31 protein-coding genes are annotated in these 26,524 nt (G+C 67.5%); 11 read left to right on the top strand and 20 right to left on the bottom strand.

What is annotated here, in order from left to right; all coding sequences use genetic code 11:
- Positions 1–29: 29 nt before the first annotated feature.
- A complete protein-coding gene (locus WDM91_15170; protein ID MEI9995934.1) occupies positions 30–749 on the bottom strand; it encodes a SprT family zinc-dependent metalloprotease in 720 nt (239 codons plus the stop codon).
- On the opposite strand from WDM91_15170, the gene WDM91_15175 reads away from it, so the two are divergent.
- Genes WDM91_15175 through WDM91_15190 form a run of 4 tightly spaced genes read left to right on the top strand, consistent with a single transcriptional unit; the run spans position 642 to position 2,879 of the window.
- Positions 642–1,229, top strand: coding sequence for a VOC family protein (locus WDM91_15175; protein ID MEI9995935.1), 588 nt, complete (start codon positions 642–644; stop codon positions 1,227–1,229). The two genes, WDM91_15170 and WDM91_15175, sit on opposite strands and share 108 nt — an antisense overlap.
- On the top strand, positions 1,226–1,699 hold the full coding sequence (locus WDM91_15180) for a disulfide bond formation protein B (protein MEI9995936.1): 474 nt from the start codon (positions 1,226–1,228) through the stop codon (positions 1,697–1,699). Before WDM91_15175 ends, WDM91_15180 begins: the two co-directional genes overlap by 4 nt.
- Positions 1,696–2,250, top strand: a complete 555-nt coding sequence (locus WDM91_15185; GenBank protein ID MEI9995937.1) for a demethoxyubiquinone hydroxylase family protein — start codon at positions 1,696–1,698, stop codon at positions 2,248–2,250. Before WDM91_15180 ends, WDM91_15185 begins: the two co-directional genes overlap by 4 nt.
- A complete protein-coding gene (locus tag WDM91_15190; protein ID MEI9995938.1) occupies positions 2,247–2,879 on the top strand; it encodes a GNAT family N-acetyltransferase in 633 nt (210 codons plus the stop codon). The genes WDM91_15185 and WDM91_15190 overlap by 4 nt, the downstream gene beginning before the upstream one ends.
- A gap of 170 nt (positions 2,880–3,049) precedes the next feature.
- On the opposite strand, the gene WDM91_15195 is transcribed toward WDM91_15190, so the two are convergent.
- A complete protein-coding gene (locus WDM91_15195; protein MEI9995939.1) occupies positions 3,050–3,607 on the bottom strand; it encodes an HNH endonuclease in 558 nt (185 codons plus the stop codon).
- A 126-nt stretch (positions 3,608–3,733) separates the two neighbouring features.
- Positions 3,734–4,429, bottom strand: coding sequence for an alpha/beta fold hydrolase (locus tag WDM91_15200; GenBank protein ID MEI9995940.1), 696 nt, complete (start codon positions 4,427–4,429; stop codon positions 3,734–3,736).
- A 47-nt stretch (positions 4,430–4,476) separates the two neighbouring features.
- Between WDM91_15200 and gluQRS the strand changes: the two genes are divergently transcribed.
- Positions 4,477–5,403 (top strand): tRNA glutamyl-Q(34) synthetase GluQRS, encoded by a 927-nt coding sequence (gene gluQRS, locus WDM91_15205; protein MEI9995941.1) that lies wholly within the window; start codon positions 4,477–4,479, stop codon positions 5,401–5,403.
- A 115-nt stretch (positions 5,404–5,518) separates the two neighbouring features.
- Here gluQRS and WDM91_15210 read toward each other — a convergent pair whose 3' ends face one another.
- The 5 genes from WDM91_15210 to WDM91_15230 all read right to left on the bottom strand — a co-directional run bounded on the left by WDM91_15210 (position 5,519) and on the right by WDM91_15230 (position 10,766).
- On the bottom strand, positions 5,519–5,827 hold the full coding sequence (locus tag WDM91_15210) for a transcriptional regulator (protein ID MEI9995942.1): 309 nt from the start codon (positions 5,825–5,827) through the stop codon (positions 5,519–5,521).
- Positions 5,827–6,384, bottom strand: coding sequence for a hypothetical protein (locus tag WDM91_15215; GenBank protein MEI9995943.1), 558 nt, complete (start codon positions 6,382–6,384; stop codon positions 5,827–5,829). Before WDM91_15215 ends, WDM91_15210 begins: the two co-directional genes overlap by 1 nt.
- A gap of 182 nt (positions 6,385–6,566) precedes the next feature.
- Entirely contained in the window at positions 6,567–7,283 is a 717-nt protein-coding gene (locus WDM91_15220; GenBank protein MEI9995944.1) for a hypothetical protein, read from the bottom strand.
- Positions 7,280–8,413 carry a hypothetical protein gene (locus tag WDM91_15225; GenBank protein ID MEI9995945.1) on the bottom strand — a complete coding sequence of 378 codons (1,134 nt, stop codon included), beginning with the start codon at positions 8,411–8,413 and terminating at the stop codon, positions 7,280–7,282. The genes WDM91_15220 and WDM91_15225 overlap by 4 nt, the downstream gene beginning before the upstream one ends.
- A gap of 394 nt (positions 8,414–8,807) precedes the next feature.
- Positions 8,808–10,766, bottom strand: a complete 1,959-nt coding sequence (locus tag WDM91_15230) for a protein meaA (GenBank protein MEI9995946.1) — start codon at positions 10,764–10,766, stop codon at positions 8,808–8,810.
- A 143-nt stretch (positions 10,767–10,909) separates the two neighbouring features.
- Between WDM91_15230 and WDM91_15235 the strand changes: the two genes are divergently transcribed.
- Positions 10,910–11,800 carry a DUF1684 domain-containing protein gene (locus WDM91_15235; GenBank protein ID MEI9995947.1) on the top strand — a complete coding sequence of 297 codons (891 nt, stop codon included), beginning with the start codon at positions 10,910–10,912 and terminating at the stop codon, positions 11,798–11,800.
- Positions 11,801–11,875: 75 nt separating this feature from the next.
- Complete coding sequence (locus tag WDM91_15240) at positions 11,876–12,799, top strand: MBL fold metallo-hydrolase (GenBank protein MEI9995948.1); 924 nt, start codon at positions 11,876–11,878, stop codon at positions 12,797–12,799.
- Here the strand turns inward: WDM91_15240 and WDM91_15245 are convergent.
- Positions 12,796–13,254: a VOC family protein gene (locus WDM91_15245; protein ID MEI9995949.1), complete on the bottom strand. Its 459-nt coding sequence runs from the start codon at positions 13,252–13,254 to the stop codon at positions 12,796–12,798. The two genes, WDM91_15240 and WDM91_15245, sit on opposite strands and share 4 nt — an antisense overlap.
- A gap of 67 nt (positions 13,255–13,321) precedes the next feature.
- Between WDM91_15245 and WDM91_15250 the strand changes: the two genes are divergently transcribed.
- Positions 13,322–13,630, top strand: coding sequence for a hypothetical protein (locus WDM91_15250; protein MEI9995950.1), 309 nt, complete (start codon positions 13,322–13,324; stop codon positions 13,628–13,630).
- On the opposite strand, the gene WDM91_15255 is transcribed toward WDM91_15250, so the two are convergent.
- The gene (locus WDM91_15255) at positions 13,569–14,777 is read right to left on the bottom strand and encodes a glycosyltransferase 87 family protein (protein ID MEI9995951.1); all 1,209 of its coding nucleotides are present in this window, start codon (positions 14,775–14,777) and stop codon (positions 13,569–13,571) included. The genes WDM91_15250 and WDM91_15255 overlap by 62 nt on opposite strands.
- 179 nt (positions 14,778–14,956) lie before the next feature.
- Here WDM91_15255 and ccrA point away from each other — a divergent pair, with 179 nt between their 5' ends.
- The gene (gene ccrA / locus WDM91_15260) at positions 14,957–16,246 is read left to right on the top strand and encodes a crotonyl-CoA carboxylase/reductase (protein MEI9995952.1); all 1,290 of its coding nucleotides are present in this window, start codon (positions 14,957–14,959) and stop codon (positions 16,244–16,246) included.
- Between the two features lie 119 nt (positions 16,247–16,365).
- Here ccrA and WDM91_15265 read toward each other — a convergent pair whose 3' ends face one another.
- Entirely contained in the window at positions 16,366–16,797 is a 432-nt protein-coding gene (locus WDM91_15265) for a Mov34/MPN/PAD-1 family protein (protein MEI9995953.1), read from the bottom strand.
- A 27-nt stretch (positions 16,798–16,824) separates the two neighbouring features.
- Positions 16,825–17,193 carry a hypothetical protein gene (locus tag WDM91_15270; GenBank protein ID MEI9995954.1) on the bottom strand — a complete coding sequence of 123 codons (369 nt, stop codon included), beginning with the start codon at positions 17,191–17,193 and terminating at the stop codon, positions 16,825–16,827.
- A gap of 217 nt (positions 17,194–17,410) precedes the next feature.
- Between WDM91_15270 and WDM91_15275 the strand changes: the two genes are divergently transcribed.
- Both WDM91_15275 and WDM91_15280 read left to right on the top strand, forming a co-directional pair.
- A complete protein-coding gene (locus tag WDM91_15275) occupies positions 17,411–19,078 on the top strand; it encodes an acyl-CoA dehydrogenase family protein (protein ID MEI9995955.1) in 1,668 nt (555 codons plus the stop codon).
- Positions 19,075–19,401: a phosphoribosyl-ATP diphosphatase gene (locus WDM91_15280; protein MEI9995956.1), complete on the top strand. Its 327-nt coding sequence runs from the start codon at positions 19,075–19,077 to the stop codon at positions 19,399–19,401. Before WDM91_15275 ends, WDM91_15280 begins: the two co-directional genes overlap by 4 nt.
- Positions 19,402–19,455: 54 nt before the next feature.
- Here the strand turns inward: WDM91_15280 and WDM91_15285 are convergent, their stop codons facing one another.
- The 8 genes from WDM91_15285 to WDM91_15320 all read right to left on the bottom strand — a co-directional run bounded on the left by WDM91_15285 (position 19,456) and on the right by WDM91_15320 (position 26,524).
- Complete coding sequence (locus tag WDM91_15285) at positions 19,456–19,863, bottom strand: helix-turn-helix transcriptional regulator (protein MEI9995957.1); 408 nt, start codon at positions 19,861–19,863, stop codon at positions 19,456–19,458.
- Between the two features lie 76 nt (positions 19,864–19,939).
- Positions 19,940–21,505 carry an apolipoprotein N-acyltransferase gene (gene lnt / locus WDM91_15290; GenBank protein MEI9995958.1) on the bottom strand — a complete coding sequence of 522 codons (1,566 nt, stop codon included), beginning with the start codon at positions 21,503–21,505 and terminating at the stop codon, positions 19,940–19,942.
- Entirely contained in the window at positions 21,502–22,425 is a 924-nt protein-coding gene (locus WDM91_15295; GenBank protein MEI9995959.1) for a hemolysin family protein, read from the bottom strand. The genes lnt and WDM91_15295 overlap by 4 nt, the downstream gene beginning before the upstream one ends.
- A complete protein-coding gene (ybeY, locus tag WDM91_15300; protein ID MEI9995960.1) occupies positions 22,425–22,886 on the bottom strand; it encodes an rRNA maturation RNase YbeY in 462 nt (153 codons plus the stop codon). Before ybeY ends, WDM91_15295 begins: the two co-directional genes overlap by 1 nt.
- Entirely contained in the window at positions 22,883–23,875 is a 993-nt protein-coding gene (locus tag WDM91_15305; protein MEI9995961.1) for a PhoH family protein, read from the bottom strand. The genes ybeY and WDM91_15305 overlap by 4 nt, the downstream gene beginning before the upstream one ends.
- Positions 23,872–25,212 carry a tRNA (N6-isopentenyl adenosine(37)-C2)-methylthiotransferase MiaB gene (miaB, locus tag WDM91_15310; GenBank protein ID MEI9995962.1) on the bottom strand — a complete coding sequence of 447 codons (1,341 nt, stop codon included), beginning with the start codon at positions 25,210–25,212 and terminating at the stop codon, positions 23,872–23,874. Before miaB ends, WDM91_15305 begins: the two co-directional genes overlap by 4 nt.
- Before the next feature lie 35 nt (positions 25,213–25,247).
- A complete protein-coding gene (locus WDM91_15315; GenBank protein MEI9995963.1) occupies positions 25,248–26,105 on the bottom strand; it encodes a lysophospholipid acyltransferase family protein in 858 nt (285 codons plus the stop codon).
- Positions 26,105–26,524, bottom strand: coding sequence for a Fur family transcriptional regulator (locus tag WDM91_15320; GenBank protein ID MEI9995964.1), 420 nt, complete (start codon positions 26,522–26,524; stop codon positions 26,105–26,107). Before WDM91_15320 ends, WDM91_15315 begins: the two co-directional genes overlap by 1 nt.

The raw sequence follows: 26,524 nt of genomic DNA on the forward strand, positions 1-26,524 counted from the left end.
TTACGGGGGAGGAAAGGGGGAAGTGAATGTCACTTCACCCCGTAGCGGTGCAGGGCGGTGCCGTTCTTGCGCAGCCAGAGCTGCGGCGTCTCGATGTCGGCCACCAGCGTGCGGACCAGGCGCCAGAAGCGCGGGCCGTGATTCATCTCGCGCAGATGCGCCACCTCATGCGCCACCACATAGTCGAGCACGAAATCCGGCGCGAGGATCAGGCGCCAGCAATAGGAGATGGTCTTGTTCGCCGAGCAAGAGCCCCAGCGGCTTGCCGTGTCGCGCACCGTCACAGCGCGGACCCGGCTGTCGATCCGCGCGGCATAGTCGCGCGAGCGCTCCTCCAAGAGCTTGCGCGCCTCGCGCTTGAGGAAATCCTGCACCCGGCGCGGCGCATGCGCGTCGTCGCCGCCGATCCGGATCACATACGCCTCCGCATCGTGCATCGCGAGGCCGCGGCCGCCCTCGTGCCGGACGATGAGATGCTCGCGGCCGCGGAACGGGATGTGCGCGCCGGGCTTGAGCGCGATCGGCTGCGGCACGCGGGCGAGCTGGCGCGCGATCCACGGCGCCTCGCCGCGCGCGAAATCCAGCGCACGATCGAGCGCGCGCTGCGACGGCGCCACCACCGAGACCTCGCCGGTCGAGGGATGCACCTTGACGATCAGGCGCCGCGCCCGCGGATTGAGCCGCATCGTGACCTCGACCGGCCGGCCATCGATGCGCAACAATTCGCGCCGCGCGCGACGGGTTGCCATGGGACTACGCATACGCTTCCCTGTGCTCCGCAATATTTCGACTCATCGAGATCGCCCGTGACCTCTCGCCCACGCTTCCATCTGGCTTTTCCGGTCCGCTCCCTTTCGGAAGCGCGCGCCTTCTATGGAAGCCTGCTCGGTTGTCCCGAAGGACGCGCGAGCGACGACTGGGTGGACTTCGATTTCTTCGGCCACCAAATCGTCGCGCATTTAAGCGCGGAAACGCCGAACGACAAAGCGCATAATGAAGTCGACGGCGAGCAAGTGCCGGTGCGGCACTTCGGCGTCATTCTCGCGATGACACAATGGCGCGCCTTGGCGGACAAACTGTCGCGCGAAAAGGTTCCCTTCACGATTGCGCCTGACATACGCTTCGAAGGCCTGCCCGGCGAGCAGGCGACGTTCTTCATCCGCGACCCCAGCGGCAATGCGCTGGAGTTCAAAGCCTTCGACGACGAGAGCCGGATATTCGCAAGATGAACAGTCTACGGGTCGCATGGTTCGAAGGCGCGGTCGGTCTGACGCTCATCCTGGGCGCGCTGTTCTTCCAATATGCGCTGAACTATCCGCCTTGCGAGATGTGCCATTGGCAGCGCTGGCCGCATATCGCGGCGGCGGTGGTCGGGCTGGGCGGCGCGCTGCTGATCCGTGCCGGCCTGCTGCCGCCGCGCAGCGCGCTTGCCATCGCCGCGCTGGCGGTGCTCGGCGTCGCGGTCTCCGGCGGGCTCGGCGTCTATCATGCGGGCGTCGAATGGCAGTTCTGGCCGGGACCGACGGCCTGCACGACCGGCTTTCACTTCAATGGCGGGCCGCTCGACATCAATGCGCCGGTGCCGCATTGCGATCATCCGGCCTGGACCCTCTTCGGAATCTCGCTGGCAGGGTATAATGCGCTGATCTCGCTCGCCGCCGCGCTGTTCGGCGCGGTGCAGCTGGTCCGCAAGCCATGAGCCGCAAAGCCCGTCCCGTCGCGCCCGGCACGCAGAGCGCGGATGACATCGCGTCCATGATCCGCGTCGATCACGCGGGCGAGTACGGCGCGGTGCGCATCTATGAAGGCCAGCTTGCCGTGCTCGGCCGCAGCAACTCGCCCGCCGCCGACGCGATCCGCCACATGGCCGAGCAGGAGCAGCGGCATCTGAAGACCTTCGATGCGCTGGTCAACGAACGGCGCGTGCGGCCCACCGCGCTGGAGCCGGTGTGGCGCGTCGCGGGCTTCGCGCTGGGCGCGGCGACGGCGCTGCTGGGCGAGAAGGCCGCGATGGCCTGCACCGCGGCGGTGGAAGAGGTGATCGACCAGCATTATGCGGCGCAGGTGGCGCGGCTGGGCGACAGCGATCCCGCGCTGAAAGCCACCGTCGAGGATTTCCGCGCCGAGGAGATCGCGCATCGCGATGCGGCGCTGGCGCACGGCGCGGAAGAGGCGCCGGCCTACCGGCTGCTGAGCGAGACCATCAAGGCGGGCTGCCGCGTCGCCATCAAACTGTCCGAGAAGATATGAGCGAAGACCGCAACGCGCTGCTGGCGGCGGCCGCCAAGCCGCGCCGCGCCACCATCGACGATGCGCCGGTCGTGGCGCGCTTGTTCGCCGCCGCCTTCACCACCGATCCGGTGATGGACTGGATCGCGCGGCCCGGACCGCGGCGGGCCCAGGCACTCGAGCAGTTCTTCCTCTGGCTGCTGCGCATCCGCGCGATTCCCCATGGCGAGGTGTGGATGAGCCCCGATGCGAGCGTCGCCGCGGCCTGGCTGCCGCCCGGCGCCGAGGCAAGCCCGGGCGGGTTGTTCGAGCAGCTCAAGCTGATGCCGCTGTTCGTGCGGCTGTGCGGCTTCCCGCGGCTGCTGCGCGGTTCGGCGATGGCGGATGCGATGGAGAAGAACCATCCGGCGGAGAAGCATTTCTATCTCGCCTTCCTCGCGGTGGCGCCGCGGCTGCAGGGACTGGGACTGGGCGGCACGCTGCTGGAAGCGACGGTGACGCGCGCCGACACGCTGGGCGTGCCCGCCTATCTGGAGAACTCCAATCCCAAGAACACCAGGCTCTACGAGCGCGCGGGCTTCGTCGCCCGCCGCAACATCGCGCCGGCCGGCGCGCCGCCGCTGCTGGCGATGTGGCGGGAGAAACGCTAATTGTCATCCCCGGCTGAGCAGCGCGAAGCGCTGCGAAGGGAAGGGGACCCAGGCGTCGACACCTGGGAAGCCTCGACAGGTGTTCTCGATTTTCCTTTCAGACCGCGCGCGCATCGCCGCCTGGATCCCCTTCCCTCGCGCGACGCGCTCGCCGGGGATGACAACGGGGCTTAAGGCTCCAGCTCGCTGTCCCAGTAGAGATAGTCCGCCCAGCTGTCGTGCAGATAGTTGGGCGGGAATTTGCGGCCATTGGCGCGCAGCTCGTTGATCGTCGGGCGATGCGGGCGCTGGCGCGGATGCATGCCGATCTGCGCCGGCAGGCGGCCGCCCTTGAGCAGGTTGCACGGCGCGCAGGCGGTCACGACATTCTCCCAGGTCGTGCGGCCGCCGCGGCTGCGCGGGATGACGTGGTCGAAGGTGAGGTCCTCCGGGTCGCCGCAATACTGGCACTCGAAGCGGTCGCGCAGGAACAGGTTGAAGCGCGTGAAGGCGGGATTGCGCGCCGGCCGGATATAAGTCTTGAGGGAGACGACCGAAGGCAGCTTCATCTCGAAGCTGGGCGAGCGCACGACGCGGTCATATTCCTCGAGGATGTTCACGCGTTCGAGGAAGACCGCCTTGATCGCGTCCTGCCAGGACCACAGCGACAGCGGGAAATAGCTCAGCGGCCGGTGATCGGCGTTCAGCACCAGCGCCGGACAATTGTCGGGAATGCGCGCGGCTAACACGGATAAGTCCCTTTGGCAGTCACTCCTCTGATCGGCGCGAACCTTAAGGGCAAAGCCCGCGCCCTGCCAAGTTCACCGCGGGTGAGCTTAAGCGATTCGGCGTGACAGAAAGGTGACTCTTCGCGCTCAAAGCGCGCAGGCGATCTCCGGCGCGGGACGGCGCAGCAGGCCGCGGAACGCCTGGGTCAGGAAGGCGCCGCCCATCTCGAGGCCCTTCTGGTCGATGCCGTGGCCGAGCCCCGGCGCGATATGCCACTGCACCGCGGCACCGGCGCGGCCCAGCATCATGGCGGAGGCCAGCATCGCTTCGGGCGGGATCATCTGATCGGCGTCGCCATGCGCCAAAAGGATGGGCGGGGTGTCGGGCGGCAGCGCCTCCATCTCGGTGCCGCGCGCCAGCATGCCGGAATAGCCGACGATCGCCGCGGGCTTCACCGGACGGCGCAGGCCGACCTGCAGCGCCATCATCGTGCCCTGGCTGAAGCCGACCAGCGCGAGGCGCTCGGGCGGCAATTCCAGCCGCGCCAGTTCCGCATCCAGGAAGGCATCGAGCTGGCCGGCGGCGGATTCGACGCCGCGCTGCATCTCGCCCGGATCGAGCCGCGTGATGGGGAACCATTGATAGCCGGTGGGCGCGCCGGCGCAGCGCTCGGGCGCGTTGGGCGCGACGAAGGACGCGGTGGGCAGCAGGCGCTGCCAATGCGGCGCCAGACCGATCAGGTCGTTGCCGTCGGCGCCGTAGCCGTGACAGAGCACGACGAGATGCGTCGCGGCACCGCGCGTGGGCGGCAGGCGGGGACCGGAGAGCGAACCGAGAGCCATGCAGCGTTCTAGCCCGGCGGCGGCGGCGCGGGAAGCGGGCGCAGGCCATGGGCGAGGTCCCGGATTTCGCGGCCCGCGATCGCGAAGCTTCGGCGAACCTCCGCGACGGCATGCGCGCCTTGCGGTCCGGCAGGGTGGATATCATCTTCGACCTCATGATCGTCACGCGCTTCGCGCCGAGTCCGACCGGGTTGCTGCATCTTGGCCATGCGTTCGCCGCGCTGACGGCGCGGGCGTCGGGGGAGCGCTTCCTGCTGCGGATCGACGACCTCGACACCGCACGCTGCCGCGCGGAATTCGTGGACGCGATCTTCGAGGATCTGCGCTGGCTGGGGCTGCGCTGGGACGAGCCGGTGCCGCGGCAGTCGGCGCGTGGCGCGGCCTATGCGGCGGCACTGGCGGTGCTGGATGCGAAGGGGCTGACTTATCCCTGTTTCTGCACGCGCAAGGCGATCGCCGACGAGATCGCGCGCGCCGTCGAGGCGCCGCATGGCCCCGACGGACCGATCTATCCGGGCACTTGTCGGCATCTTTCGCCCGACGCGCGCGCGGCGCGGATCGCGGCGGGCACGCCCCATGCGCTGCGGCTCGATGCGGCAAGGGCGGCGGCGCTGGCGGGACCGCTGAGCTTCGAAGAGCATGGCGCGGCGGTCGCGGTGCAGCCGCTTCTGTTCGGCGACATCGTGCTGGCGCGCAAGGCGATGCCGGCGGCCTATCATCTCGCGGTGGTGGTGGACGACGCGCAGCAGGGCGTGACGCTGGTGACGCGCGGCGAAGACCTGTTGCCCGCGACGCATGTGCAGCGATTGCTGCAAGCACTTTTGGGATTGCCGGCACCGGCCTATGCGCATCACCGGCTGATCCTGGATGCGCAGGGGCGCAAATTCTCGAAACGCGATCATGCGGTGACGCTACGAAGTTTGCGGGAAGATGGAACGACGGCGGAAACGGTCAGAGCCCGTTTGGGTTTCTAGAACACGTTGCGATCCGTCTTGCGCAAACTGTCATCCCGGCCGACCCCGGCCTTGAGCCGGGGGAGAGCCGGGATGACAGTCGTGATTCAAACGGGTTGGAGGTGAGATCAACCCTTCAGCGTGTTGTAGGGCTCCCGGTATCGAGGATGCTGCGCAGATAGGCGACATAGTTCTCAAAGGCGTGACGGCCGGCGCGGGTCAGGGTGACGCGGGTGCGCGGACGCTTGCCGGCGAAGTCCTTGGCGACGGTCACATAGCCGGCCGTCTCCAGGCTGGTGATGTGGGCGCCGAGATTGCCCTCGGTGGCGCCGGCGATCTCCTTGAGGCGGACGAACTCCAGCGGCTCGTTGTCCGAGAGCGCTTTGAGCGCCGCCATGATCTTGAGCCGCACCGGCTGGTGGATGGTGGGATCGGGCTGTTCCATCACGCCCTCCGCAGCCAGAAGCCGGTGCCGACCAGCGTGCCGCCGCCGACCACCGCCATCCAGCCCGCGAAATGCTGCGGCCATTCGAAATAACCGGCCAGTGTGAGCGCGCCCAGCACGACGCCGATGACCATAATGCGCGGACCGGCCCAGGCGCCGAGCGCGACATAGGCCCAGGCGATGACCAGCGGGATCACGGCGCCGATCTGCGCACCAGAGACGGGACCGACGATCGTGAAGATCGCGCTCAGGAAGACGAGCGAGGCGACCCAGACGGTGAAGATGCGCCAGTCGAACTTTCGCGCCGCAGCGCCGCCACCCTTCATGCGCATGCCGATGATGGTGCTGGCGAGGCAGCCGACGACGGTCACGCCGAGCCAGACGGGGTTGGCCAGCTGCGGCGCCAGCTCCGTGGTGCCATAGCCTACGGCCCAGGCGAGGCCCCAGAGGATCAGGAAGGGCGAGGTCGAACGATAGGAATAGGCCGAGGCACTGCGGCGCGCGGTGGTTTCAATGTCGCGCAGCGCGGTTGCGGCTTCGTCGGGGGTCAGGGACATGGTTGAAGAGGCCTCCTCTTTGATCTGACCAGATAACTCTATGCTATAGAGTTATCTATTTCAAGGGGCACGGGGCGAACTTGTCCGAGTCTTCTGGCGCCGGTTTGGAAGGCTGCCGGGGTCGGTCGGGATGAGATTCTGACGCGAGACCGCGGGGCCATCGAACCGCGGCGGAAAACTAACTACCAGTCGTTCAGGCCGACGAAGCGGCTGAACCCGGCCTGTGCGGCCCAGCGTGTCCACTCGCTGCGCAGGCGGGTCGTCACGATCGGGCTGTCGGTGCCCTGGCCGATGCCGAGGATCTCCATCGCGGCGCAGCCGCGGAACGGCCGCCCGTCCGGCGCGGGCAGATGCGCGCCGGCGCGCTGCAGCCGGACATATTCCGAATCCTCGATCCCGTCCGACGCCAGGATCACCGTGGTCGGCAGGCCGGCGCAGCCGATGCTCTGCGAGACATTGTCGAGGAAGGCGAGGATGTTGGTGTTCTCCTGCGACCGCCACTTGCCGCTGCGCACGAGGAAGGGCGTGCCGGCGATCAGCTTCTGGATCTCGGCCGCGACATGCTCGGGCCGGTTCCGCGCCGAGATGCGCGCGTCGTAGTAGAAATTGTTCGACGAGGCGTCATAGGAGCCGAAGGTGCGCACATGCACCTCGGACGCCATGCCGAGGCCGCGCACCAGGTTGGCGACGCGTGCCGCCACCTTGGCCGCGAAGGCCTGGTCGTCGACCAGCGGATTGGACTTGGAGATGTCGAGGCCGATGACGAGGCGCTGCGCCGGGATCGCCACCTCGTCGGTCAGCGAAGCCTGGACGAAATCGGCGTCGCGCGACGCCAGGGTGGCGAGAACGCCGCCGCCGAGCAGGCCGAACGCCGTGGTCGCCGCGAGCAGGAGCTTCATGCTTCGGCGGGCGCCGGCATGGAGACGGTGCGCTTGTCGGCGAGCTGCAGCAGATGGAGCTGCGCGAACTGGCGCTGGCGATGCTTGTAGTCGCTCGCGATGTGCAGGTTGCGCACATTGTTCTCGACCGTGAGCATGTAGAGCGCCGCCACCGTGGTGACGATGAAGAAGATCACGCTGGCGAAGGCGAGCCAGAACCAGGAATCCGCATTGGCCAGCGAGGCGGTCGAAAGCTTGGGCAAGCCGAGCGAGACGCCCTCGCCCGCATTGGCCGGCGCCGCAGCGGCCGGCGCGTCGGAGGACTTGGCCGGGGTGAACAGCGCGTCGATCGAATTGCCGCCGCCCGAGGCGCTCGCGCCGTCGTCGCGCGGCTGGTCGAGCGTCGCGGAAGTGGCGCCCGCCATGTTGTTGTAGGCGACGAGATAGCCGAGGCCGCCGACCATCACCAGGGCCAGCACGAACGCCGCCACGATCATCGTGTTGCGGCCGTAGACGCCGGTGATGCGCAGGAAGACGTGGACGATCAGGACCGCGAAGATCACCTGCAGGCTCTTGAAGATCACCGAGCTTTGCAGCGCGGCGGGCACCTCCATGAACTCATTGGCGAGGGCGCGGGTCCAGACCTCGCGGATGATGTGATAGTCGACGAACATCGCAAGCAGCGCGATGCCCAGCGCCAGCAGCACCGCGATGAAATAGAGCGGCCGGTAATGCGCGACCTGCCGGCTCTTCTCCATGTTGCGCATGATGATGGTGGATTCGTCACGCTCCGCGGCGCTCAGGGGATCGGGATCGACCTCGTCGCCTGCCGCGTCTTCGCCGTCCTTCCTGGCGCCGAACAGCGCGAAGCGCTGCGGCTTGCGGCCCTGGTTGGCGGCGGCGACGCGCTCGCCGCGCTTGACCCAGTCGGGGCCCCAGCTCGGCGTGTCGACGGGGGTCTTGAGGCGCTCGAGCAGCTGGGCTTCGAGGCGGGCGCGGACGGACGGCGTCATCGCCTCGGCATCGGCCAGCGAGCGCGCTTCCTTGGTGAATTCTTCGGGCGTCAGGCCGTGGAAAAGCTCATGGCTGAGCGCCTGGCGCCGGGCGGGCACCGCGATGGGATCCTGCGTCTTCTGGATATAGGCGACCATGATGTCCCCCCTCAGGCGGTACGGTTCGCGCGGGCGCGCGGCTTCAAGGTAAAGAGCCTGTTAACGATCAAAGGGGGCGGGAATACGGCAAGCTGCCGCAGTCGGGACAGGCGGCCGTTGGAGAGAGGTCGGACAATTGAGACAGAATATCGAGAGCTTTGGCGGAGCGGCGGCGCCGGTAGCGAGTTCCGTAGGCGCAACCGGCGGGACGGAGATCGAAGCCGGACGGGCGACCAACGACCCCATTTGGGACGGAGCGCGGCGCGCTAACTCTCGTGTCATCCCGGACGGACGCGCAGCGTCCGATCCGGGACCCATCGAGAAGCTGTCGCGATGGGTCCCGGCTCTGCGCGCTGCTGACGCAGCGCTTGGCCGGGATGACAAGCCGGGAAGTCTACCGCACCGCCAGCTCGACGAGCCCGTGCATGATCTGGTTGAGGTCGTAGTCCTTGGGGCTGAACACCGCGTCGATGCCCGAGGCCTTGAGGGTCGCTTCGTCTTCCGCCGGGATGATGCCGCCGGCCACCACCTTGATGTCGCCGAGACCCGCCGCCCTGAGCTTCGTCACCACGTCGCGGGCGAGGCTGACATGGCTGCCCGACAGCACCGACAGGCCGATCAGGTGCGGCCGCGACGCCTTCGCCTCGGCGACGATGTCGTCGGGCGAGTGGCGGATGCCGTGATAGATCACGTCCATGCCGGCGTCGCGGGCGCGGATCGCGATCTGCTCGGCGCCGTTGGAATGGCCGTCGAGGCCGGGCTTGGCGACCAGAAAGGTCAGGCGGCGGCCCAGCGTCCTGGAGGCGGCATCGACCTCTTCGCGGATCTGCATGATGCGCGCGTCGTTGCGGGCCGGCGCGGTCGCGGCGACGCCGGTGGGGGCGCGATATTCGCCGAACACCTTGCGCAGCGCGCGAGCCCATTCGCCCGTGGTGACGCCGGCCTTGGCGCAGTCGATCGAGACCGGCATCACGTTCACGTCGTCTTCCCGCGCCGCGCGTTCCAGCGCGGCGAGCGCGGCAGCGACTTTCGTGTTGTCGCGCGCGGCGCGCCACGCCTTGAGCTGCGCGATCTGTTCGCCTTCCGCCGCTTCGTCGACCGTCATGAAATGGCCGTTGCCGGAGGTGAGCGGCGAGACCTCGGTTTCCCGATAGGCGTTGACGCCGACGCGGATCTCGTCGCCGCGCTCGATCGCCTCGACCCGCGCGGCGTTGGAGGCGACCAGCCGCTCCTTCATGTATTCCAGCGCGTCCTGGGTGGCGGTGCCGCCGAGCGCGGCGATGCGTTCCATCTCCTCGCGGATCTGCACTTTCAGCTGCGCCACCTTCTCGCCGATCACCTTGGAGCCGTCGAAGATGTCGCCATAGTCGAGCATGTCGGTCTCGAAGGCGCCGATCTGCTGCAGCCGCAACGACCACTGCTGGTCCCAGGGGCGCGGCAGGCCGAGCGCCTCGTTCCAGGCGGGCAGCTGCACGGCGCGGGCCCGCGCATTCTTGCTGAGCGTCACGCCCAGCATGCCGAACAACACGCGATAGACGTTGTTCTCCGGCTGCTGCTCGGTGAGGCCGAGCGAATTGACCTGCACCCCATAGCGGAAGAGCCGCAGCTTGGGATCTTCGACGCCGTAGCGGTCGCGGGTGATCTCGTCCCACAATTCGCCCATCGCGCGCAGCTTGCAGATCTCGGTGATGAACTTCACGCCGGAATTGACGAAGAAGCTCATGCGCCCGACGGCCTTGGGGAATTCCGCCGGCGGGATCGCGCCGCGCGCCTTGCAGGCATCGAGGGTGGAGACCGCGGTGGCGAGGGCGAACGCCGCCTCCTCCACCGCGTCGGCGCCGGCTTCCTGGAGGTGATAGGAGCAGAGGTTGATCGGATTCCATTTCGGCAATTCGGCCGTCGTGAAGGCGATGGTGTCCGTGGTCAGCCGCATCGCGGGCTTGGGCGGGAAGATGTAGGTCCCGCGCGCGAGATATTCCTTGATGATGTCGTTCTGCGTCGTGCCGGTGAGGCTGGAGCGCGGCGCCCCCTGCTCGTCCGCCACCGCGACGTAGAGCGCGAGCAGCCAGGCGGCCGGCGCGTTGATCGTCATCGAGGTGTTCATCTTGTCGAGCGGGATGCCGTCGAACAGCGCGCGCATGTCGCCGATATGGGAGACCGGCACGCCGACCTTGCCGACCTCGCCCTTGGCGAGTTCGTCGTCGGAATCGTAGCCCGTCTGGGTCGGCAGATCGAAGGCGACCGAGAGGCCGGTCTGGCCCTTCGCCAGATTGCCGCGATAGAGTGCGTTCGACGCCTTGGCGCTCGAATGGCCGGCATAGGTGCGGAAAATCCAGGGCTTGTCGCGGGTCATGGGTCGATCGGTGTAAAATTGCCGGTGGACGAGCCTATAAGAAACTTTGCTGCACCGCAAAATTGCCGCGTCAGGCGGATGCTGCAGCGTATGGCTCTGGATGCCCGCCTTCGCGGACATGGCAGATGAGAACGGAGACTCGCATGCGCGTTCCGACCTTGTGTACCGCCCTTGCGGCGACCCTCCTGCTCGCCGCCGCGCCGGCACCGTCGCCGGTGGAGACGGCGTGGCGGGCTTCGATCGTGGAGGCGAACCGCGACTGGGCCAAGGTCCCGCATGCCATCCTCAAGATCCAGGATGCGGCCTATCTCGGCGAGGGGCAGAGCGCGACGCTGACCGGCAGCAAGGGCCGGCCGGCGAGCTACAAATGGGTCCCGGGCAAGGTTCAGGACGGCATCCTGACCGTGACCGTGCAGAACCACCAGGTCCGCGGGGCGATGCATGGCCAGGCCATCGACGGACCCACCCTCGCCAAAGGCGTCGCCATCGACAACGGCATCGACATCCAGGGCTTCAGCACGCAGGTGAGCGCCGGCGTGACGGGCGTCCGCGTCATGCTCTACAACCAGACGCGCGCCGATGCGGTGAACTTCAAAGGGGTCGAGTACTTCCCCTATGATCCCGCCTATCGCGTGACCGCAACCTTCAAGCCCGATCCGAAGCTGCCGCCGCGCGTCTTCCGCACCTCGCGCGGCACCGACAAGCAGTTCTTCCATGCCGGCGACGCGACCTTCGTGCTGAACGGCAAGACCTTCACCCTGCCCTTCTATGCAGGCGAGAACGATCCGGCGAAGATCACCGATCTCTCGGCCTTCTTCATGGACGACCTGACCGGCAGCGTCGCCTACGGCGCGGGCCGCTATGTCGATATCGACCATTTCGGCGCCTTCCCGCCGAAGACCGCGACCATCGATTTCAACGATGCCTACAATCCCAACTGCGCCCGCTCGGCCTTCTTCACTTGCCCGGTCGCGGTCGACAGCATCGCTACCGCGGTCAAGGCCGGCGAGAAGGATCCGCACAGAAAGCATTGAGGCGGCGCGATTGATCGAAGCCGGCGAAAAATGCCACGCTGCGCCATCATAGAAAGCGCCGGTCAGGGGACGTTCATGAACGCATGGCTCAGGCGGGCGCTGATCGCGCTCGTGGTCTTACTCGTGCTCGGCGGCGGTGCGTATTACTGGCTCGTCCTGGAGAGCGGCACGCCGTCCGGGACCTTCGCGCTCGACATCAAGGAGGTGCGGCGGCTGGCCGATTCGCTGCCGGGGCCGAAGGCGCTGGCGATCCACGACGAGCATGTCGCGACCTTCGCCTTCCGCCGCAACCTCGTGCTGGCGGGCGATGGCTGGGCCCCGCTGCCGATGGCGGTGTTCGCCTACAAGGTCGATTACGGCCCGCATATCGTCATCGTCGACACCGGCCTCAGCCCGCGCGGAGCGCAGGAGCTGGGCGCGACGATCGATGAGGATGCCTATCGCCGGGTGCGCTCGGCGCTGAAATACGCCGCCGTGATCGTGGTCACGCATGAGCACAACGACCATATCGGCGGCCTGCTCGCCTCGCCCTGGATGGAGCTGGAGCTGGCGCATGCCAAGCTGACGACGGAGCAGGTCGCGCATCTCGACGACTACAATCCGAGCTATCGCAAGGAAGGCTTCGCGACCTACAAGCCGGTCTCATATGCGCGCTATCTCGCGGTGGCGCCGGGCGTGGTGCTGATCAAGGCGCCGGGCCACACGCCGGGCAGCCAGATGGTCTATGTGAAGCTCGCGAACGGGCAGGAATATCTCTTCACCGGCGACGTCGCCTGGACGATGCGCAATATCGATACGCGGCGGGAGCGGGCGCGCGCGACCACGCTGGTGCTGAAGGAGGATCGCGATGCGGTGTTGGCGCAGCTCGCGGCGCTCAACGCGCTGAAGGCGGCGGAGCCGAAGCTGCACATCGTGCCGGGGCACGACCTGGACGCGGTGACGGCGCTGGAGGACAAGGGATTGCTGGTCAAGACCTTCGGCAATGGGCGGGCGACTTAAGCCTCTTGGTTGCCTTGCGCCCCGTCCACAGGCGCGCCGCCGGGCGCAAGCAGGCCGCGGCCGGGCACGTGATTGATCTCCAGCCGCGTGCCATCGGGATCCTCGAACAGCAGGGAGTAATATCCGGGCACGAAATCGTCCTGCTGCGGCGGGTGCACGATGGTCGCGCCGATGCTTTCGAGGAAGGCGTGCGCCGCGTCGATATCGGCGCGTTCGCGGGCGCGCCAGCAATGGTGGTGCAGGCCCACGGCGCCCTGTTTGAAGCGCTGGCCGGCATGTTCGGCGGCAGGCGCGCGGATGCCGAAGCCGGTACGGCCGCCGACGCAATAGAAGGTGTCGGGCGTGTCGATGACGATCGACAGTCCCAGGAAGGGCAGGAGCTGTCCGTAGAACGCGCGCGCCTTCGCGAAGTCGCCCGTGGTGATGAAGGTGTGCGCGACGCCGTTGATTTCCATCGAATGTCCCCGCGGTGCGACTTATAGTGCAGACGAGTTCGGGCGGGGCAGCAAGCGTGGGCGCAGCATGAGGTCCAAGCCGCCGACGCATGACGACCGCAAGGCCGCCGCGAAGCGCGCGGCGCTGCGCGCCCTGAAGAAGGCACGGCGGGCGGCGGAGACGGCGGGCGTGGCGCTGTCCGATTGGGAAGGCGAATTCCTCGGCTCGGTCGAGACGCGGGTCGAGAAATACGGAAGGGCCTTCCGGGACCCCGAAAAGGGCGGCCCGGGTGCGTCCCTGTCGCTGCTTCAAGCCGTCAAGCTCAAGGAAATCGTCAAGAAAGCAAAGCGTCCGGCAAAAGACGGCGCGGCGAGACGGCCATCGCGCTTCGGCTGACGGCGCGGCGCCCGACCAGCGCCAGGACGATCGGTACCGCCACCGCGCCCGACGGAATCGCGTATGCGGCGGCGGCCACCGAACAGGCAAGCGCGGCGGCGAGCGCGGCGAACTCGATCCGGTCGAAGGGGCGTTCGCGATAGAGGAAGGCGACGGCGACCGCCAGCACGGGAAAGTCGTAGAGGAAGACGTAAGGCGTCGCGAGCGGCGCCGCCGCGGCGAGGCCCGCGGCTTTCAGCGCGAAGACCCGCCGGCTGCGCCAGAGCACGGCGCTGCCGGCAAGCGCCGCGAGCGTCGCCGCGGCCTGCAGCAGGCCGGCCACCGCCGTGGAGCCGCCGAGCCAGCGCGTCGCGCCATAGACGCTTTGCAGCTTGTGCCAGCCGACCGCCCCTTCCACGACCAGCGTCTGGCCGGTCTCCGACAGCCTATGGAAAAACGCGCCGAAGGTCGCGAAGCCGAACACCGCGCCGGCGAGCAGCCACAGCGCAAGGGTCGCGGCCAGGGCCGACAGGATGACGCGCCACCGTCCATCGGCCAGCAGCGCAAGAGGAAACAGCAGGCCATATTGCGGCTTGAAGGTGAGAAGGCCCAGGGCGAGGCCGGCGAGGATGGGCCGCCGCGGGATGGCCAGCAGCGCCCCGCCAAGCAGCGCCGCGGTCAGGAACCCGTTCTGTCCGGCGTACAGCGCGGCGAACGCCCAAGGCGCGGCACAGGCGAACAGAGCGGCGCTGCGGTCGCGGGCGATCGCCGCGACAACCAGCGCATGCGCCGCCAACGTCGCCAGCCCGATCAGCAGGAAGGCGGCGGTGAAGTCCAGCGATGCCGCGGCGGCCGCGACGAAGAAGTAGATCGGCGGATAGGGCCAGCCGAGATAGCCGGGCGCGTCATGGCCGATGGTGGCGAGCTCGGCATTGTGCAGCGCGTGGCCGTCATAGGCCGACAAGGCCGTGCCCTGGAGCGCCAGATGGCCCGAGGTCCAGATCGCGACGAAATCGGCGAAGAACGGATGGCCTGCCGAATCGACGATCCAGGCATGGCGCAGGAAGAGCACGGCAAGGATCAAGGTGTAGGCAGCGGCCAGCGCCACGGCGACGACAAGCGGCAGGCGCGCGAGGCGTATATCGGCAACGACGGGAAAGCGGAGCATCGCAAGGCCTTGTTCGGGCGTTGGAGATTATGGACGCCGCATTGCGTTGCCGTTAACAAGTTTTGTAACAAAATTGCTGCATGTCCGCCTTTCACAACGGCATTGTTTCGGCTAAATGGTGCGGTGCAAAAAACCCGCCGCGGCTGGGGTAAGCCGTGAGCGCTGCAGGGGAGAGTAGGATGGCGTTGTCACCGGCCGAGACGCGGCCCTCGCTGGAAGTCTACAAGGATCTCTACGAGATCGGCGAAATCCCGCCGCTCGGTCATGTGCCGGCCAAGATGTATGCCTGGACGATCCGCAAGGAGCGCCATGGCGAACCCGAGAAATCCTTCCAGATCGAGGTCGTACCGACCTGGGAGCTCGATTCCCACGACGTGCTGATCCTCGTGATGGCGGCGGGCGTGAACTACAACGGCGTCTGGGCCGGGCTCGGCACGCCGATCTCGCCGATCGACGGGCACAAAAATCCCTATCACATCGCGGGCTCCGACGCGTCGGGCATCGTGTGGGCCGTGGGCTCCAAGGTCACGCGCTGGAAGGTCGGCGACGAGATCGTGGTGCACTGCAACCAGGACGACGGCGACGACGAGGAATGCAATGGCGGCGATCCGATGTTCTCGCCCAGCCAGCGCATCTGGGGCTATGAGACGCCCGACGGCTCCTTCGCGCAATTCGCCCGCGTGCAGGACCGCCAGCTGATGGAACGGCCGCGCCATCTGACCTGGGAGGAGAGCGCCTGCTACACGCTCACCCTGGCGACGACCTATCGGATGTTCTTCGGCCACCGGCCGCACATCCTGCGCCCGGGACACAATGTGCTGGTGTGGGGCGCGAGCGGCGGATTGGGCTCCTTTGCGATCCAGCTCTGCGCCGTGTCGGGCGCCAACGCGATCGGCGTCATCTCGGACGAGACCAAGCGGGAGTTCGTGCTCTCGCTCGGCGCCAAGGGCGTGATCAACCGCAAGGACTTCAAGTGCTGGGGCCAGATGCCAGCGGTCAATACGCCCGAATATGACGCGTGGACCAAGGAAGCGCGCAAGTTCGGCAAGGCGATCTGGGACATCACCGGCAAGGGCGTCGATGTCGACATGGTGTTCGAGCATCCCGGCGAGTCGACCTTTCCGGTCTCCTGCCTCGTCGTGAAGCGCGGCGGCATGGTCGTGTTCTGCGCCGGCACCACCGGCTACAACATCACCTTCGATGCGCGCTATGTCTGGATGCGGCAGAAGCGCATCCAGGGCTCGCATTTCGCCAACCTGCTGCAGGCGAGCCAGGCGAACCGGCTGGTGGTCGAGCGCCGCATCGATCCGTGCATGTCGGAAGTGTTCTCCTGGGCCGACATCCCGCGCGCCCACACCAAGATGTGGAAGAACGAGCACCTGCCCGGCAACATGGCGGTGCTGGTCAACGCCCAGCACACCGGACTGCGCACCTTCGAGGACGTCATCGAGGCATCGAAGGGCGATTAGCGCGATTTGTGCTTGAGAAGACCCACGCGTCATTGCCCGGCTCGTCCGGGCAATCCATCTTTTGGCGCAGAAGACAAAGGGATCGCCCGCGTGAAGCGGGCGATGACGGACCTAAGGGGTCAACGCGAACCCAAACCGGTCCCGCCTCCGCGCCGGTCGCGCACGATCCGCAGATGCCGGCGGTGGAAGGCGCTGCCGGTCCATTCGAACAGGCGCAGCCGGCGCTCGCGCAGCGAATAGATCAGCCAGAGTTCGCCGCGATGGACCGCGCCGGCGGCATCGCGGCGCGACGGCATGGCGCGCCCGAAGACATGCGAATGGAAACAGCCCCGCACAATCTCGCCGGAGCCTTCGAGGCTCCGCTCGACCTGCGCGATCTCGCCATCGGCGATCCGGAAGGAAAGCGGCGTGTTGGCGCTGCCGGCCGTGAGCCGGATCGACAGGGCCGCAGCGCGCGGACGGCCGACCAGCAGACCGCAGATCTCGTTCGGCCAGGCGGCGCGCGCGGCGCGCACCGCGGCGGCGAGCGTGCCGATCGCGAGCGCGGTCATTCCGGACGCGGCGCGGCCCGATACATCCTAAAGCCCGAAGATCTTGGAGATGAGGCTTTCGATGAATTCCTTTTCGCCGAGCAGCACTTCCTTGATGACGCCGAAGATGTCGTCCCAGACGCTGCCGCCGGCGATGTCGCCGCCGCCCTTGCCCTCGCCGGCACGGAGCGCGGCCAATTCCGTCAGCAGGTCGTTGGCGGAGCCGTCGAGCAGGCTCGGATTTTCGCGCAGGCGCTCGATCAGCAAGCCCATCAGCTCGGTGATCTTCTTGTTGAATTCGAGATCCCAGGCGACGAAATCGTCGGTCTTCTTGAGGAGGCGGATGGCGATCTCGCGCCGCTGCGCCTCGAAAACGGCTTGCGTCATTCCGCCCTCGACGGCCCCGTGACCACTCATGCCCAGCCTCCTCTTTTCTTTCATTTACTTAATGTGTTCACCGAATACTGTTGAAGTCAAATGCCGGCTTCCCGATTTACATCGGAAGACTTTTTTTGCGCGCCGCAGCGTCGGCGCGACGCGGCGCCGGACGCGATGCCGCAACGCCGCACGCCAAGGTGCGCTGCGGCGGGGACTCCGCTAGAGTCCCGCCATCGAAATTTTTGAAGTTTTCCCCATGATTTCCCTGACCGTTCCCCATCTGCTTGCCAAATGCGACGAGGCCGTCCTGTCGGCCGAAGGCTTCCTGATCGCGGCCAAGGATTCCGTCGCGCGCCTCGTCAGCGTCGACGGGAAGATCGCCGCGGCGGCGCTCGACCGGGAGCAGCGCGCGACGCATGGGCTTGCCTGGCTCGCCACCTATGTCGAGGCGCTGCGCCAGACCGCGCGCTGGGGCCGGCATCTCGAGCAGGAGAAGAAATTCGGCGAGATCGAGCAGCGCCTGCTGCTCGCCGGCTTTGCCGAATATCTCGCGCAGATCGCGGGCGGCATCCCGATGAGCCAGAACGAGATCGCGCGACCTTATGATTTCGGTCTCGACGATTCGGACACGGCCGGCTTCTGGACGGAGACGGTGCGCGAGCTGGTGCAGACCGGGCAGCGCCCCGAGGTCCGCGCCGCCATCGCCGGCCATATGGCCCAGCATGCGGGCGCGATGTTCATCGGCGACCCCGGGCTCGACGACACGATGGGTCTGATCCGCGAGCAGTTCTTCCGCTTCGCCCAGGAGAAGGTCGCGCCCTTCGCGCATCAATGGCATCTGAAGGACGAGTTGATCCCGCTGGGCGTCATCCAGGAGCTTTCCGATCTCGGCGTGTTCGGTCTGACGATCCCCGAGGAATTCGGCGGCGCCGGCCTGTCCAAGACGGCGATGTGCGTCGTGTCGGAGGAATTGAGCCGCGGCTATATCGGGGTGGGCTCGCTGGCGACGCGTTCGGAAATCGCGGCGGAGCTGATCCTCACCGGCGGCACCAAAGACCAGCGCGCGCATTGGCTGCCGCTGATCGCGAGCGGCGAGAAGCTGCCCACCGCGGTGTTCACCGAGCCATCCGGCGGCTCCGACGTCGCAGGCCTGAAGACGCGCGCGGTGAAGGACGGCGACGTCTACAAGATCTACGGCAACAAGACCTGGATCACGCATGCGGCGCGCGCCGACATGATGACGCTCCTGGTACGGACCAATCCCGAGAAGCCGGGCTATCGCGGCCTGTCGATGTTCCTGGCGCAGAAGCCGCGCGGCACGGACACCGAGACCTTCCCCGCCAAAGGCATGAGCGGCGGCGAGATCGGCGTGCTCGGCTATCGCGGCATGAAGGAATACGAGATCGGCTTCGACGGCTTCGAGGTGCCGGCCGCCGATCTCCTCGGCCGCGAGGAGGGCCAGGGCTTCAAGCAGCTGATGCAAACCTTCGAGGCGGCGCGCATCCAGACCGCGGCGCGCGCCGTGGGCGTGGCGCTCTGCGCGATGGACCTGGGCGTGCGCTATGCGCTGGAGCGGACGCAGTTCGGCCAGCCCCTGATCGAATTCCCGCGGGTGCGCGACAAGCTCGCCATGATGGCGGTGGAGATCACCGTCACACGCCAGCTCTCCTACTACGCGGCGCGCGAGAAGGACGAAGGGCGGCGCTGCGACCTCGAGGCCGGCATGGCGAAGCTCTTGGGCGCGCGCGTCGCCTGGGCCTGCGCCGACAATGCGCTGCAGATCCACGGCGGCAACGGCTTCGCGCTGGAATATCCGATCAGCCGCGTGCTGTGCGATGCCCGCATCCTGAACATCTTCGAGGGCGCCGCCGAGATCCAGGCGAACGTCATCGCGCGCCGGCTGCTGGAGGATCGCGCGAATTGAGCGAGACGCATCCGATCGACCGGCTGTTCGCGACCATCGCCGCCCGCAAGGGGGGCGATCCGGCATCATCCTATACCGCCGCGCTCCTCAAGGAGGGCGCCGCCAAATGCGCCAAGAAGTTCGGCGAGGAAGCGGTGGAGGCGGTGATCGCCGCGACGCTCGCGGACAAGGCGGCGCTCACCGCGGAATCGGCGGACGTGCTCTATCACCTCCTCGTCCTGTGGGCCGCGAGCGGCGTCACGCCGGACGACGTGTACGCCGCCCTCGCGGCGCGCGAAGGACAGTCGGGCCTCGCGGAAAAAGCCTCGCGCAAGAACACCTAGAGCGGATCGCCGCCTCACGGAATCGGCGATCCGCTCCAGGATATTGCTTGGTGGCTACTCCGCCGGATCGTCGGCCATCTGCTTGACGAGATCGAGCACGCGCTTGCGCAGCTTGGGATCCTTGATCTTCATGAAGGCGAGGCTGAGCTGGAGACCTTCGCCGCTGGAGACGAATTCCATCACCGGTGGAGAGGCTTCGCCCTCGGCAAACCCCGGGTTGCCGGAGAGCTGGTTGTTCACGCCTTCGTAGAAATAGTCGATCGGAACGCCGAGAATGCGGGACACTTCGAACAGGCGGCCCGCACCGATGCGGTTCACGCCCTTTTCGTATTTCTGCACTTGTTGAAATGTGAGGCCGAGCAATTCGCCCAGCCTTTCCTGACTCATGCCGATGAGCATGCGCCGCAGGCGGACGCGATTGCCCACCTGGCCGTCGATCGGATTGGCTTGTTTCTTTGGCACGGTAATTACACAACGCTCCGTTTCAGTCCGACCTTAGGCGAGCCGGCAGGTTGAGGGAAAGAACTAATTCAAGCACTTAACGCCGACCCTGTTTGCGGGAAAACGCCCAGAAAAGGGCTGCGGTGAGGAGCAACAATACAAGAAATGGCGAATCGCCAAAGCGCGCGAAGAGTGTCGGCGACAACGCTTGCGGCAGCAATGAGTCAACCACGCCGGTACGGTCCAGTTGCAATTGCGCGATCACGCGCCCGTTCGGATCGACCACCGCCGAGATACCGGTGTTGGCGGCGCGCGCGAGCGGCAGGCCTTCCTCGATGGCGCGCACGCGCGCGGCGAGCAGATGCTGGCGCGGGCCGGCCCAGGGACCGAACCAGGAATCGTCTGTGATGTTCAAAAGCCAATGGGGACGGGGTGTTCCGGCGACGGCGCCCGGAAACAAAATCTCGTAGCAGATCAAGGGGCTGGCGTCGGGCGCCCCGGGAATATCGACCGTATGCGGACCATCGCCGGCCGAGAAGCTGCCGGGAAAGCCGACCAGCTTGGTGACGCCGAGCGCGCGCAGCCAGGTCTCCAGCGGGAGGTATTCGCCGAACGGCACGAGATGGAATTTGTCGTAGGTCGCCGCGAGCCGCCCGCCGGGTGCGAAAACGTACAGACTGTTGAAATAGTAGCGGTCGCTACCCTCCCCGGATTGCACGCGCTGGTTGCCCGTAACGAGCGTTCGGTTTTTGCCCGTCAGCACCGCGATCTGGTCCAGCGCCTCGGGCGTGCGCTGAAGTAGCACAGGCGGCGCGGCCTCCGGCCAGATGATGACGCTGGGCGTCACGGCGGCGGGCTGTGTGCTGAGCGCGACCAGCCTCTGCCAATTGCGCATCACCAGGTCGCGGCGGTATTTCTCGTCCTGCGGGATGTTCGGCTGCACCAGACGCAGATGGACGGCCGCGACGGCGGCGGTCGGGGAGACCGCGAGACGAAGGGTGCCGCCCAGCCAAAGCGCGGCGAAGAGCGCCACCATGGCGAGCGGCAGGGCGCTGCGCCGCTCGCGGGCGAACAAGTCCGCCAGCGCGGCGCCCAGGAGCACGGTCAACAGCGATAGACCGTAGGCCCCGACGAAGGCGGCGCTTTGCAGGATTCCCAGCGAGGCGCCCCAGCCATAGGCGGGAAGATTCCACGGCAGGCCGGTGAGGACATGGCCGCGCAGCCACTCGGCGGCGGCATAGCAGGCGGCGAACAGGAAGATGCGCGACGGGCCGGGCCGCCACAGCGCCATCGCGGCCGCGCAGGCGGCCATGGCAAACAGCGCGAGGCCGCCGGGAAACAGGATGGCGACGAACGGGATCTGCCAGGCATGTTCGACCGGATCGACGAGAAACGGATAGAATATCCAGTGCATGCCGACGACGAATTGGCCGAAGCCGAAGCCCCAGCCCAACAGCGCGGCGCGCCGCACCGGCCGCGGCCCGCCGGCGCAGCCGTCGAGCAACAGGACCAGCGCGGCGAGGCCGAGCAGCAAGGCGGGGAAGAGGATGAAGGGCTCGAAGCCGAGCGCGTAAACGCCGCCGGCGGAAATCGCCGCGAGCAGGGCGCGCCAGCCGGACAGCGAACGGAGACGATCGCCGAGGCGCGGAAAGCTCGACCTCACGCCGGCTTCTCGTCCGTCTTGGGAGCTTCGGCGCGCGGCGGCGCGGGCGCGCGGACGCGCAGGCGCTTGATGCGCCTGGGATCGGCTTCGAGCACTTCGAATTCATAGCCGGACGGATGGGTCACGATCTCGCCGCGCTGGGGGACGCGGCCGAGCAGCGAGACGACGAGTCCGCCCAGCGTGTCGATCTCGTGATCGGCGTCTTCGGGCGCCAGGGCGAGGCCGGTCTGGCTGCGGAAATCCTCGAGGTCGATGCGCGCATCGGCGAGATAGACGCCGTCCTCGATCTTGCGGACCTGCTGCAGATCCTCGTCATGCTCGTCGGCGATGTCGCCGACGATCTCCTCGATGATGTCCTCGATCGAGACCAGCCCGTCGGTGCCGCCATATTCGTCGATCACCAGCGCGAGATGGGTGTGCGCGGTCTGCATCTTGAGCAGCAGGTCGAGCAGCGGCATCGAGGGCGGCACGAACAGCAGCGGCCGCTTGACCTGCGCCACCGCGCCGCTCTTCCAGCGGAAGCTGCCGTCGGCGGCGGTCTCGAGATAGCCGAGCACGTCCTTGATGTGCACGAGGCCGGTGGGATCGTCGAGCGTCTCGCGATAGATCGGGACGCGCGAATGCTGCACGTCGCGGAACAGGGCGACGAACTCGGCCAGCGAGATGTCTTCCTGCACCGCCACGATGTCGGCGCGGGGGATCATCACGTCGCTCACCTTGAGCTCGCCGAATTTGAGCAGGTTGGAGAGCATGCGCCGCTCGGCCTCGGACAGCTCGCCATGGCGGTCGCTCTCCTCGATCACCTCTTCGAGGCTCTCGCGCATCTGCGTCGCCGCGGCGTTGTTGCCGCGCACGAAGCCGGACAGCCATTTGATGAGCGATTGCGGCTTGTCGCCGTCGCCGGTCGCCGCGTCGGCCATCAGGCGGCCTCGCTCCGATAAGGATCGGCGATGCCGAGCTCGGCGAGGATGCGGGTCTCGAGCGGCTCCATCCGGCGCGCCTGCGCATCGGTGACATGGTCGAAGCCGATGAGATGCAGCACGCCATGGACCGCCAGATGCGTCGCGTGATCGGCGAAGCGCTTGCCGGCCGCGCGCGCCTCCGCGTCCGTCACGTCATAGGCGAGCGCGATGTCGCCGAGATAAGCGTCGGGATTGGCCGGTGCCGGAAAGGACAGGACGTTGGTCGGCTTGTCCTTGCCCCGGAAATCGCGATTGAGGGCGCGCAGCCGCGCGGCGTCGCCGAGCAGGACGGTCAGGCCGCCGCGCCGCGCCTTGCCGCGCCGGAGCGCCAGTTCGGCCGCCGCCTTCAGCCGCGTGGAGAGGCCGCGGGCCTTGCGCCAGCGCGGATCGCTCACCTCGATGTCAATGCAAAACGTCACGGCCCGGATTTCTGCAGGTCGGCCTTATTATAGGCGGCGACGATGCGGCTGACGAGGGCGTGCCGCACCACGTCTTTTTCCGCGAAATGCGCCACCGCGGCGCCTTCGACGCCGTGCAGGATACGCAACGCCTCGTTGAGGCCGTCGGCGCGGCCGCCCGGCAGGTCGCTCTGCGAGGGATCGCCGGTGACCACCATGCGCGAATCCTCGCCCAGCCGGGTCAGGAACATCTTCATCTGCGCCGAGGTGACGTTCTGCGCCTCGTCGAGGATCACGAAGGCGCGGGTCAGCGTGCGGCCGCGCATGAAGGCGAGCGGCGCGACCTCGATCGTGCCCATCTCCATCAGCTTTTCGGTGCGGTCGCCGAGCACGTCGAACAGGGCGTCGTAGAGCGGCCGCAGATAGGGATCGATCTTCTCCTTCAGGTCGCCGGGCAGGAAGCCGAGGCGCTCGCCGGCCTCCAGCGCGGGGCGCGACAGGATCAGGCGCTCGACCTGGCGTTCATGCAGCAGATGCGCGCCGAAGGCGGCCGCGAGATAGGTCTTGCCGGTGCCGGCCGGCCCGACGCCGAACACCAGCGGATGGGTCCGCATGAGATCGAGATAGGCGGCCTGCGCCGGCGAGCGGGCGCGCGTGACCTTGCCCGACGCGGTGCGCACGGAGGAGGAGCCGAAGGAATTGCCGACCGCGGCGGCATCCTTCTCGGCGGCGAAGCGGATCTCGGCATCGACATCGGCGGCGCTGCAGGTGTCGCCGGCCTCGAGCCGCGCATAGAGGGCGCGCAGGATCGCCGCGGCGCGCTCGCGCATCCCGGCATCGCCTTCGATCGCGACGAGATTGCCGCGGGTGGCGATCTTGACGCCGAGCTTCTGCTCCAGCCGCACGAAATTGCGCTCATGGCCGCCGGCCAGGGCGGCGAGATGGGCGTTGTGGGTGAATTCGAGCGTCGTCTGCTCCGTCGCCGCGCGCTTCGCCTTGGCCGGGCTCAATGCGCCAGCGCCTTCGCGCGGTCGGCGATCAGGTCGCCCTTCAGGCTGTTGGGATAGACCGCCGCGATATGCACGCGGCGGATCTCGCCGATGAGATGGGCGGCGTCCGCGACATGCACCGATTGCAGATACGGGCTGCGGCCGATCGCCTGGCCGGATTGGCGGCCGGGCTTCTCGAACAGCACGTCCAGGGTGCGGCCGGCGCAGGAGCGCTTGAAGGCATCCTGCTGTTCCAGCAGCAGCGCGTTCAGCGCCCGCAGCCTTGCGTCCTTGACGTCTTCGGGGATGTGCCGGCGCGCCGCGGCGGCGGGCGTGCCCGGACGCGGGCTGTATTTGAACGAGAAGGCGCCGGCATACCGCACGTCGCGGACGAGCGACAGCGTCGCTTCGAAGTCCTTGTCGCTCTCGCCGGGGAAGCCGACGATGAAATCCGACGATAGCGCGATGTCGGCACGGGCGCGGCGGATGCGTTCGACCAGGCGGCGATAGGCTTCCGCCGTATGCTGGCGGTTCATCGCGGCAAGGATCGTGTCGGAGCCGGACTGCACCGGCAGGTGCAGATAGGGCATCAGCGCTTCGAGATCGCCATGCGCCGCGATCAGATCGTCGCCCATGTCGCGCGGATGGCTGGTGGTGTAGCGCAGCCGGGCCAGGCCCGCGATACGCGCGAGGCGATCCAGCAGGCGGGCGAGCGACCAGGCGGCGCCATCCGGGCCCTCGCCGCGATAGGCGTTGACGTTCTGGCCGAGCAGGGTGATCTCGCGCACGCCGCGCGCCACCAGGCGGCGCGCTTCGTCTTCCACCTGTGCCACGGGACGCGAATATTCGCTGCCCCGCGTATAGGGCACGACGCAGAAGGTGCAGAACTTGTCGCAGCCCTCCTGCACGGTGAGGAATGCGGTCGCGCCCGCGGGCGCGGTCTGCGCCGGCAGCGCGTCGAACTTCTCGAGCGCGGGAAAGTCGGTCTCCAGCGCATGGCCGCCCTGGCGCGCGATCCGGGCGATCATCTCGGGCAGGCGGTGATAGGCCTGCGGCCCGACCACGATGTCGACCTGCGGCGCGCGGGCGACGATCTCTGCGCCTTCGGCCTGCGCCACGCAGCCCGCCACCGCGATGGTCAGGCCCCGTTCATCCTTGATCTTCTTGAGGCGGCCGAGCTCGGAATAGACCTTTTCGGCCGCTTTCTCGCGGATATGGCAGGTGTTGAGGATCACCATGTCGGCATCCTCGGCCGTCTCCGCCGGGCCATAGCCGATCGGCGCCAGCAATTCCGCCATCCGGGCGGAATCGTAGACGTTCATCTGGCAGCCATAGGTCTTGACGAACAGCTTCTTCATTGCTCAGGCCCGAACCGGGGGCCGCGTTTATACGGTCAGGCCGCGGCGGGCGCCAGCGCGGACGCCGGCTGGGGAACCGCGGCCGGGTCGGGCGTGGGGAGCGGCAGGCCGGCCAGGGCGCGGGTCTGGCCGCGCCGGATGATGGCTTCCGCCCGCGCCGCCAGCACCTTGCGGCCGCCGACCGAGTCGACGTCGATGGGCGGGTGGAATTCGACGATCACGTCGATCGGGCCGGTCAGCAAGGCTTCCCACAGATGCGGCACCAGTTCCATGTCGCCATACCAGGCGAAGAGCGGCCGGTTCTCGCGCCCCATCGGCATGCCGTAGAGCCCGACATAGGCGGTGGAGACCGGCTGCACCTTCACGGCGCGGCTGCCGCCCTTGCCGTCGTCCACCCGCGCCTCGACCGCGCCCATCAGGGCGCTCTTGAAGGGCAGGACGGCGTTGCCGTCGTTCGACGTGCCTTCCGGGAACAGCACCAGCGTGTCGCCGGCATGCAGGCGGTCGCGGATCTGGTCGCGCGCCACGCCGGTCGTGCTGCGCCGCGTGCGCTCCACGAACACGGTGCGCTGCAGCCGCGCGAGGGTGGAGAACAGCGGCCAGGTCGCGACCTCCGATTTGGCGACGAAGGAGATCCGGCCGACCGCGGAGAACACGATGATGTCGAGCCAGGAGGTGTGATTGGCGACGATCAGCACGCCCTCGTCCGTCACCGGCGTGCCGACCACCGTGATGCGGATCCCGAACAGCCCCGCCATGAAGCGGTGGTAGCGGTTGGGGAAGCTCTTGGCCGCGGCGCGGCCCAGGCGCAGGTTCAGGCTCTGGTACGGAATGCCGAGCAGGGTCACGACCAGGAAGACGGTGACGATGCCCCAGGCGCGCAAGGTCTGCATCAGCGCGGCTTCTTGGCGCCCTTCGGCACGCCATAGAGCTCGAGGCGATGATCGACCAGCTCGAAGCCGAGTTCCTCGGCGACGCGGCGCTGGAGCTTTTCGATCTCCTCGTTGCGGAATTCGATCACGCTGCCGGTCTGCACGTCGATCAGGTGGTCGTGATGCGATTCCGGCGCCTCTTCGTAGCGCGAGCGGCCGTCGCGGAAATCGTGACGCTCCAGGATGCCGGCATCCTCGAACAGCTTCACCGTGCGGTAGACCGTGGCGATGGAGATATGCGGATCGATCGCCGAGGCGCGGCGGTACATCTCCTCGGCATCGGGATGGTCGGCGGCTTCCGACAGCACGCGCGCGATGATGCGGCGCTGCTCGGTCATGCGCAGACCCTTATCGGCACAGAGCTTTTCGATGCGCGTCAC

The organism is Rhizomicrobium sp. (genome assembly GCA_037200385.1).
Taxonomy (GTDB): Bacteria; Pseudomonadota; Alphaproteobacteria; order Micropepsales; family Micropepsaceae; genus Rhizomicrobium.

Bases quoted from the DNA above. Each gene is read 5' to 3' on its own strand.
- WDM91_15190 (MEI9995938.1), top strand. From the start codon at position 2,247: ATGAGCGAAGACCGCAACGCGCTGCTGGCGGCGGCCGCCAAGCCGCGC.
- WDM91_15255 (MEI9995951.1), bottom strand. From the start codon at position 14,777: ATGCTCCGCTTTCCCGTCGTTGCCGATATACGCCTCGCGCGCCTGCCG.
- WDM91_15175 (MEI9995935.1), top strand. From the start codon at position 642: ATGCACCTTGACGATCAGGCGCCGCGCCCGCGGATTGAGCCGCATCGT.
- WDM91_15170 (MEI9995934.1), bottom strand. From the start codon at position 749: ATGGCAACCCGTCGCGCGCGGCGCGAATTGTTGCGCATCGATGGCCGG.
- WDM91_15225 (MEI9995945.1), bottom strand. From the start codon at position 8,413: ATGGTCGCCTATATCCAGAAGACGCAGGATCCCATCGCGGTGCCCGCC.
- miaB (MEI9995962.1), bottom strand. From the start codon at position 25,212: ATGAAGAAGCTGTTCGTCAAGACCTATGGCTGCCAGATGAACGTCTAC.
- WDM91_15315 (MEI9995963.1), bottom strand. From the start codon at position 26,105: ATGCAGACCTTGCGCGCCTGGGGCATCGTCACCGTCTTCCTGGTCGTG.
- WDM91_15185 (MEI9995937.1), top strand. From the start codon at position 1,696: ATGAGCCGCAAAGCCCGTCCCGTCGCGCCCGGCACGCAGAGCGCGGAT.
- WDM91_15240 (MEI9995948.1), top strand. From the start codon at position 11,876: ATGAACGCATGGCTCAGGCGGGCGCTGATCGCGCTCGTGGTCTTACTC.
- gluQRS (MEI9995941.1), top strand. From the start codon at position 4,477: ATGGGCGAGGTCCCGGATTTCGCGGCCCGCGATCGCGAAGCTTCGGCG.
- WDM91_15275 (MEI9995955.1), top strand. From the start codon at position 17,411: ATGATTTCCCTGACCGTTCCCCATCTGCTTGCCAAATGCGACGAGGCC.
- WDM91_15210 (MEI9995942.1), bottom strand. From the start codon at position 5,827: ATGGAACAGCCCGATCCCACCATCCACCAGCCGGTGCGGCTCAAGATC.
- WDM91_15235 (MEI9995947.1), top strand. From the start codon at position 10,910: ATGCGCGTTCCGACCTTGTGTACCGCCCTTGCGGCGACCCTCCTGCTC.
- WDM91_15230 (MEI9995946.1), bottom strand. From the start codon at position 10,766: ATGACCCGCGACAAGCCCTGGATTTTCCGCACCTATGCCGGCCATTCG.
- WDM91_15200 (MEI9995940.1), bottom strand. From the start codon at position 4,429: ATGGCTCTCGGTTCGCTCTCCGGTCCCCGCCTGCCGCCCACGCGCGGT.
- WDM91_15220 (MEI9995944.1), bottom strand. From the start codon at position 7,283: ATGAAGCTCCTGCTCGCGGCGACCACGGCGTTCGGCCTGCTCGGCGGC.
- WDM91_15250 (MEI9995950.1), top strand. From the start codon at position 13,322: ATGAGGTCCAAGCCGCCGACGCATGACGACCGCAAGGCCGCCGCGAAG.
- WDM91_15245 (MEI9995949.1), bottom strand. From the start codon at position 13,254: ATGGAAATCAACGGCGTCGCGCACACCTTCATCACCACGGGCGACTTC.
- WDM91_15265 (MEI9995953.1), bottom strand. From the start codon at position 16,797: ATGACCGCGCTCGCGATCGGCACGCTCGCCGCCGCGGTGCGCGCCGCG.
- WDM91_15180 (MEI9995936.1), top strand. From the start codon at position 1,226: ATGAACAGTCTACGGGTCGCATGGTTCGAAGGCGCGGTCGGTCTGACG.
- WDM91_15295 (MEI9995959.1), bottom strand. From the start codon at position 22,425: ATGGCCGACGCGGCGACCGGCGACGGCGACAAGCCGCAATCGCTCATC.
- WDM91_15215 (MEI9995943.1), bottom strand. From the start codon at position 6,384: ATGTCCCTGACCCCCGACGAAGCCGCAACCGCGCTGCGCGACATTGAA.
- ccrA (MEI9995952.1), top strand. From the start codon at position 14,957: ATGGCGTTGTCACCGGCCGAGACGCGGCCCTCGCTGGAAGTCTACAAG.
- WDM91_15270 (MEI9995954.1), bottom strand. From the start codon at position 17,193: ATGAGTGGTCACGGGGCCGTCGAGGGCGGAATGACGCAAGCCGTTTTC.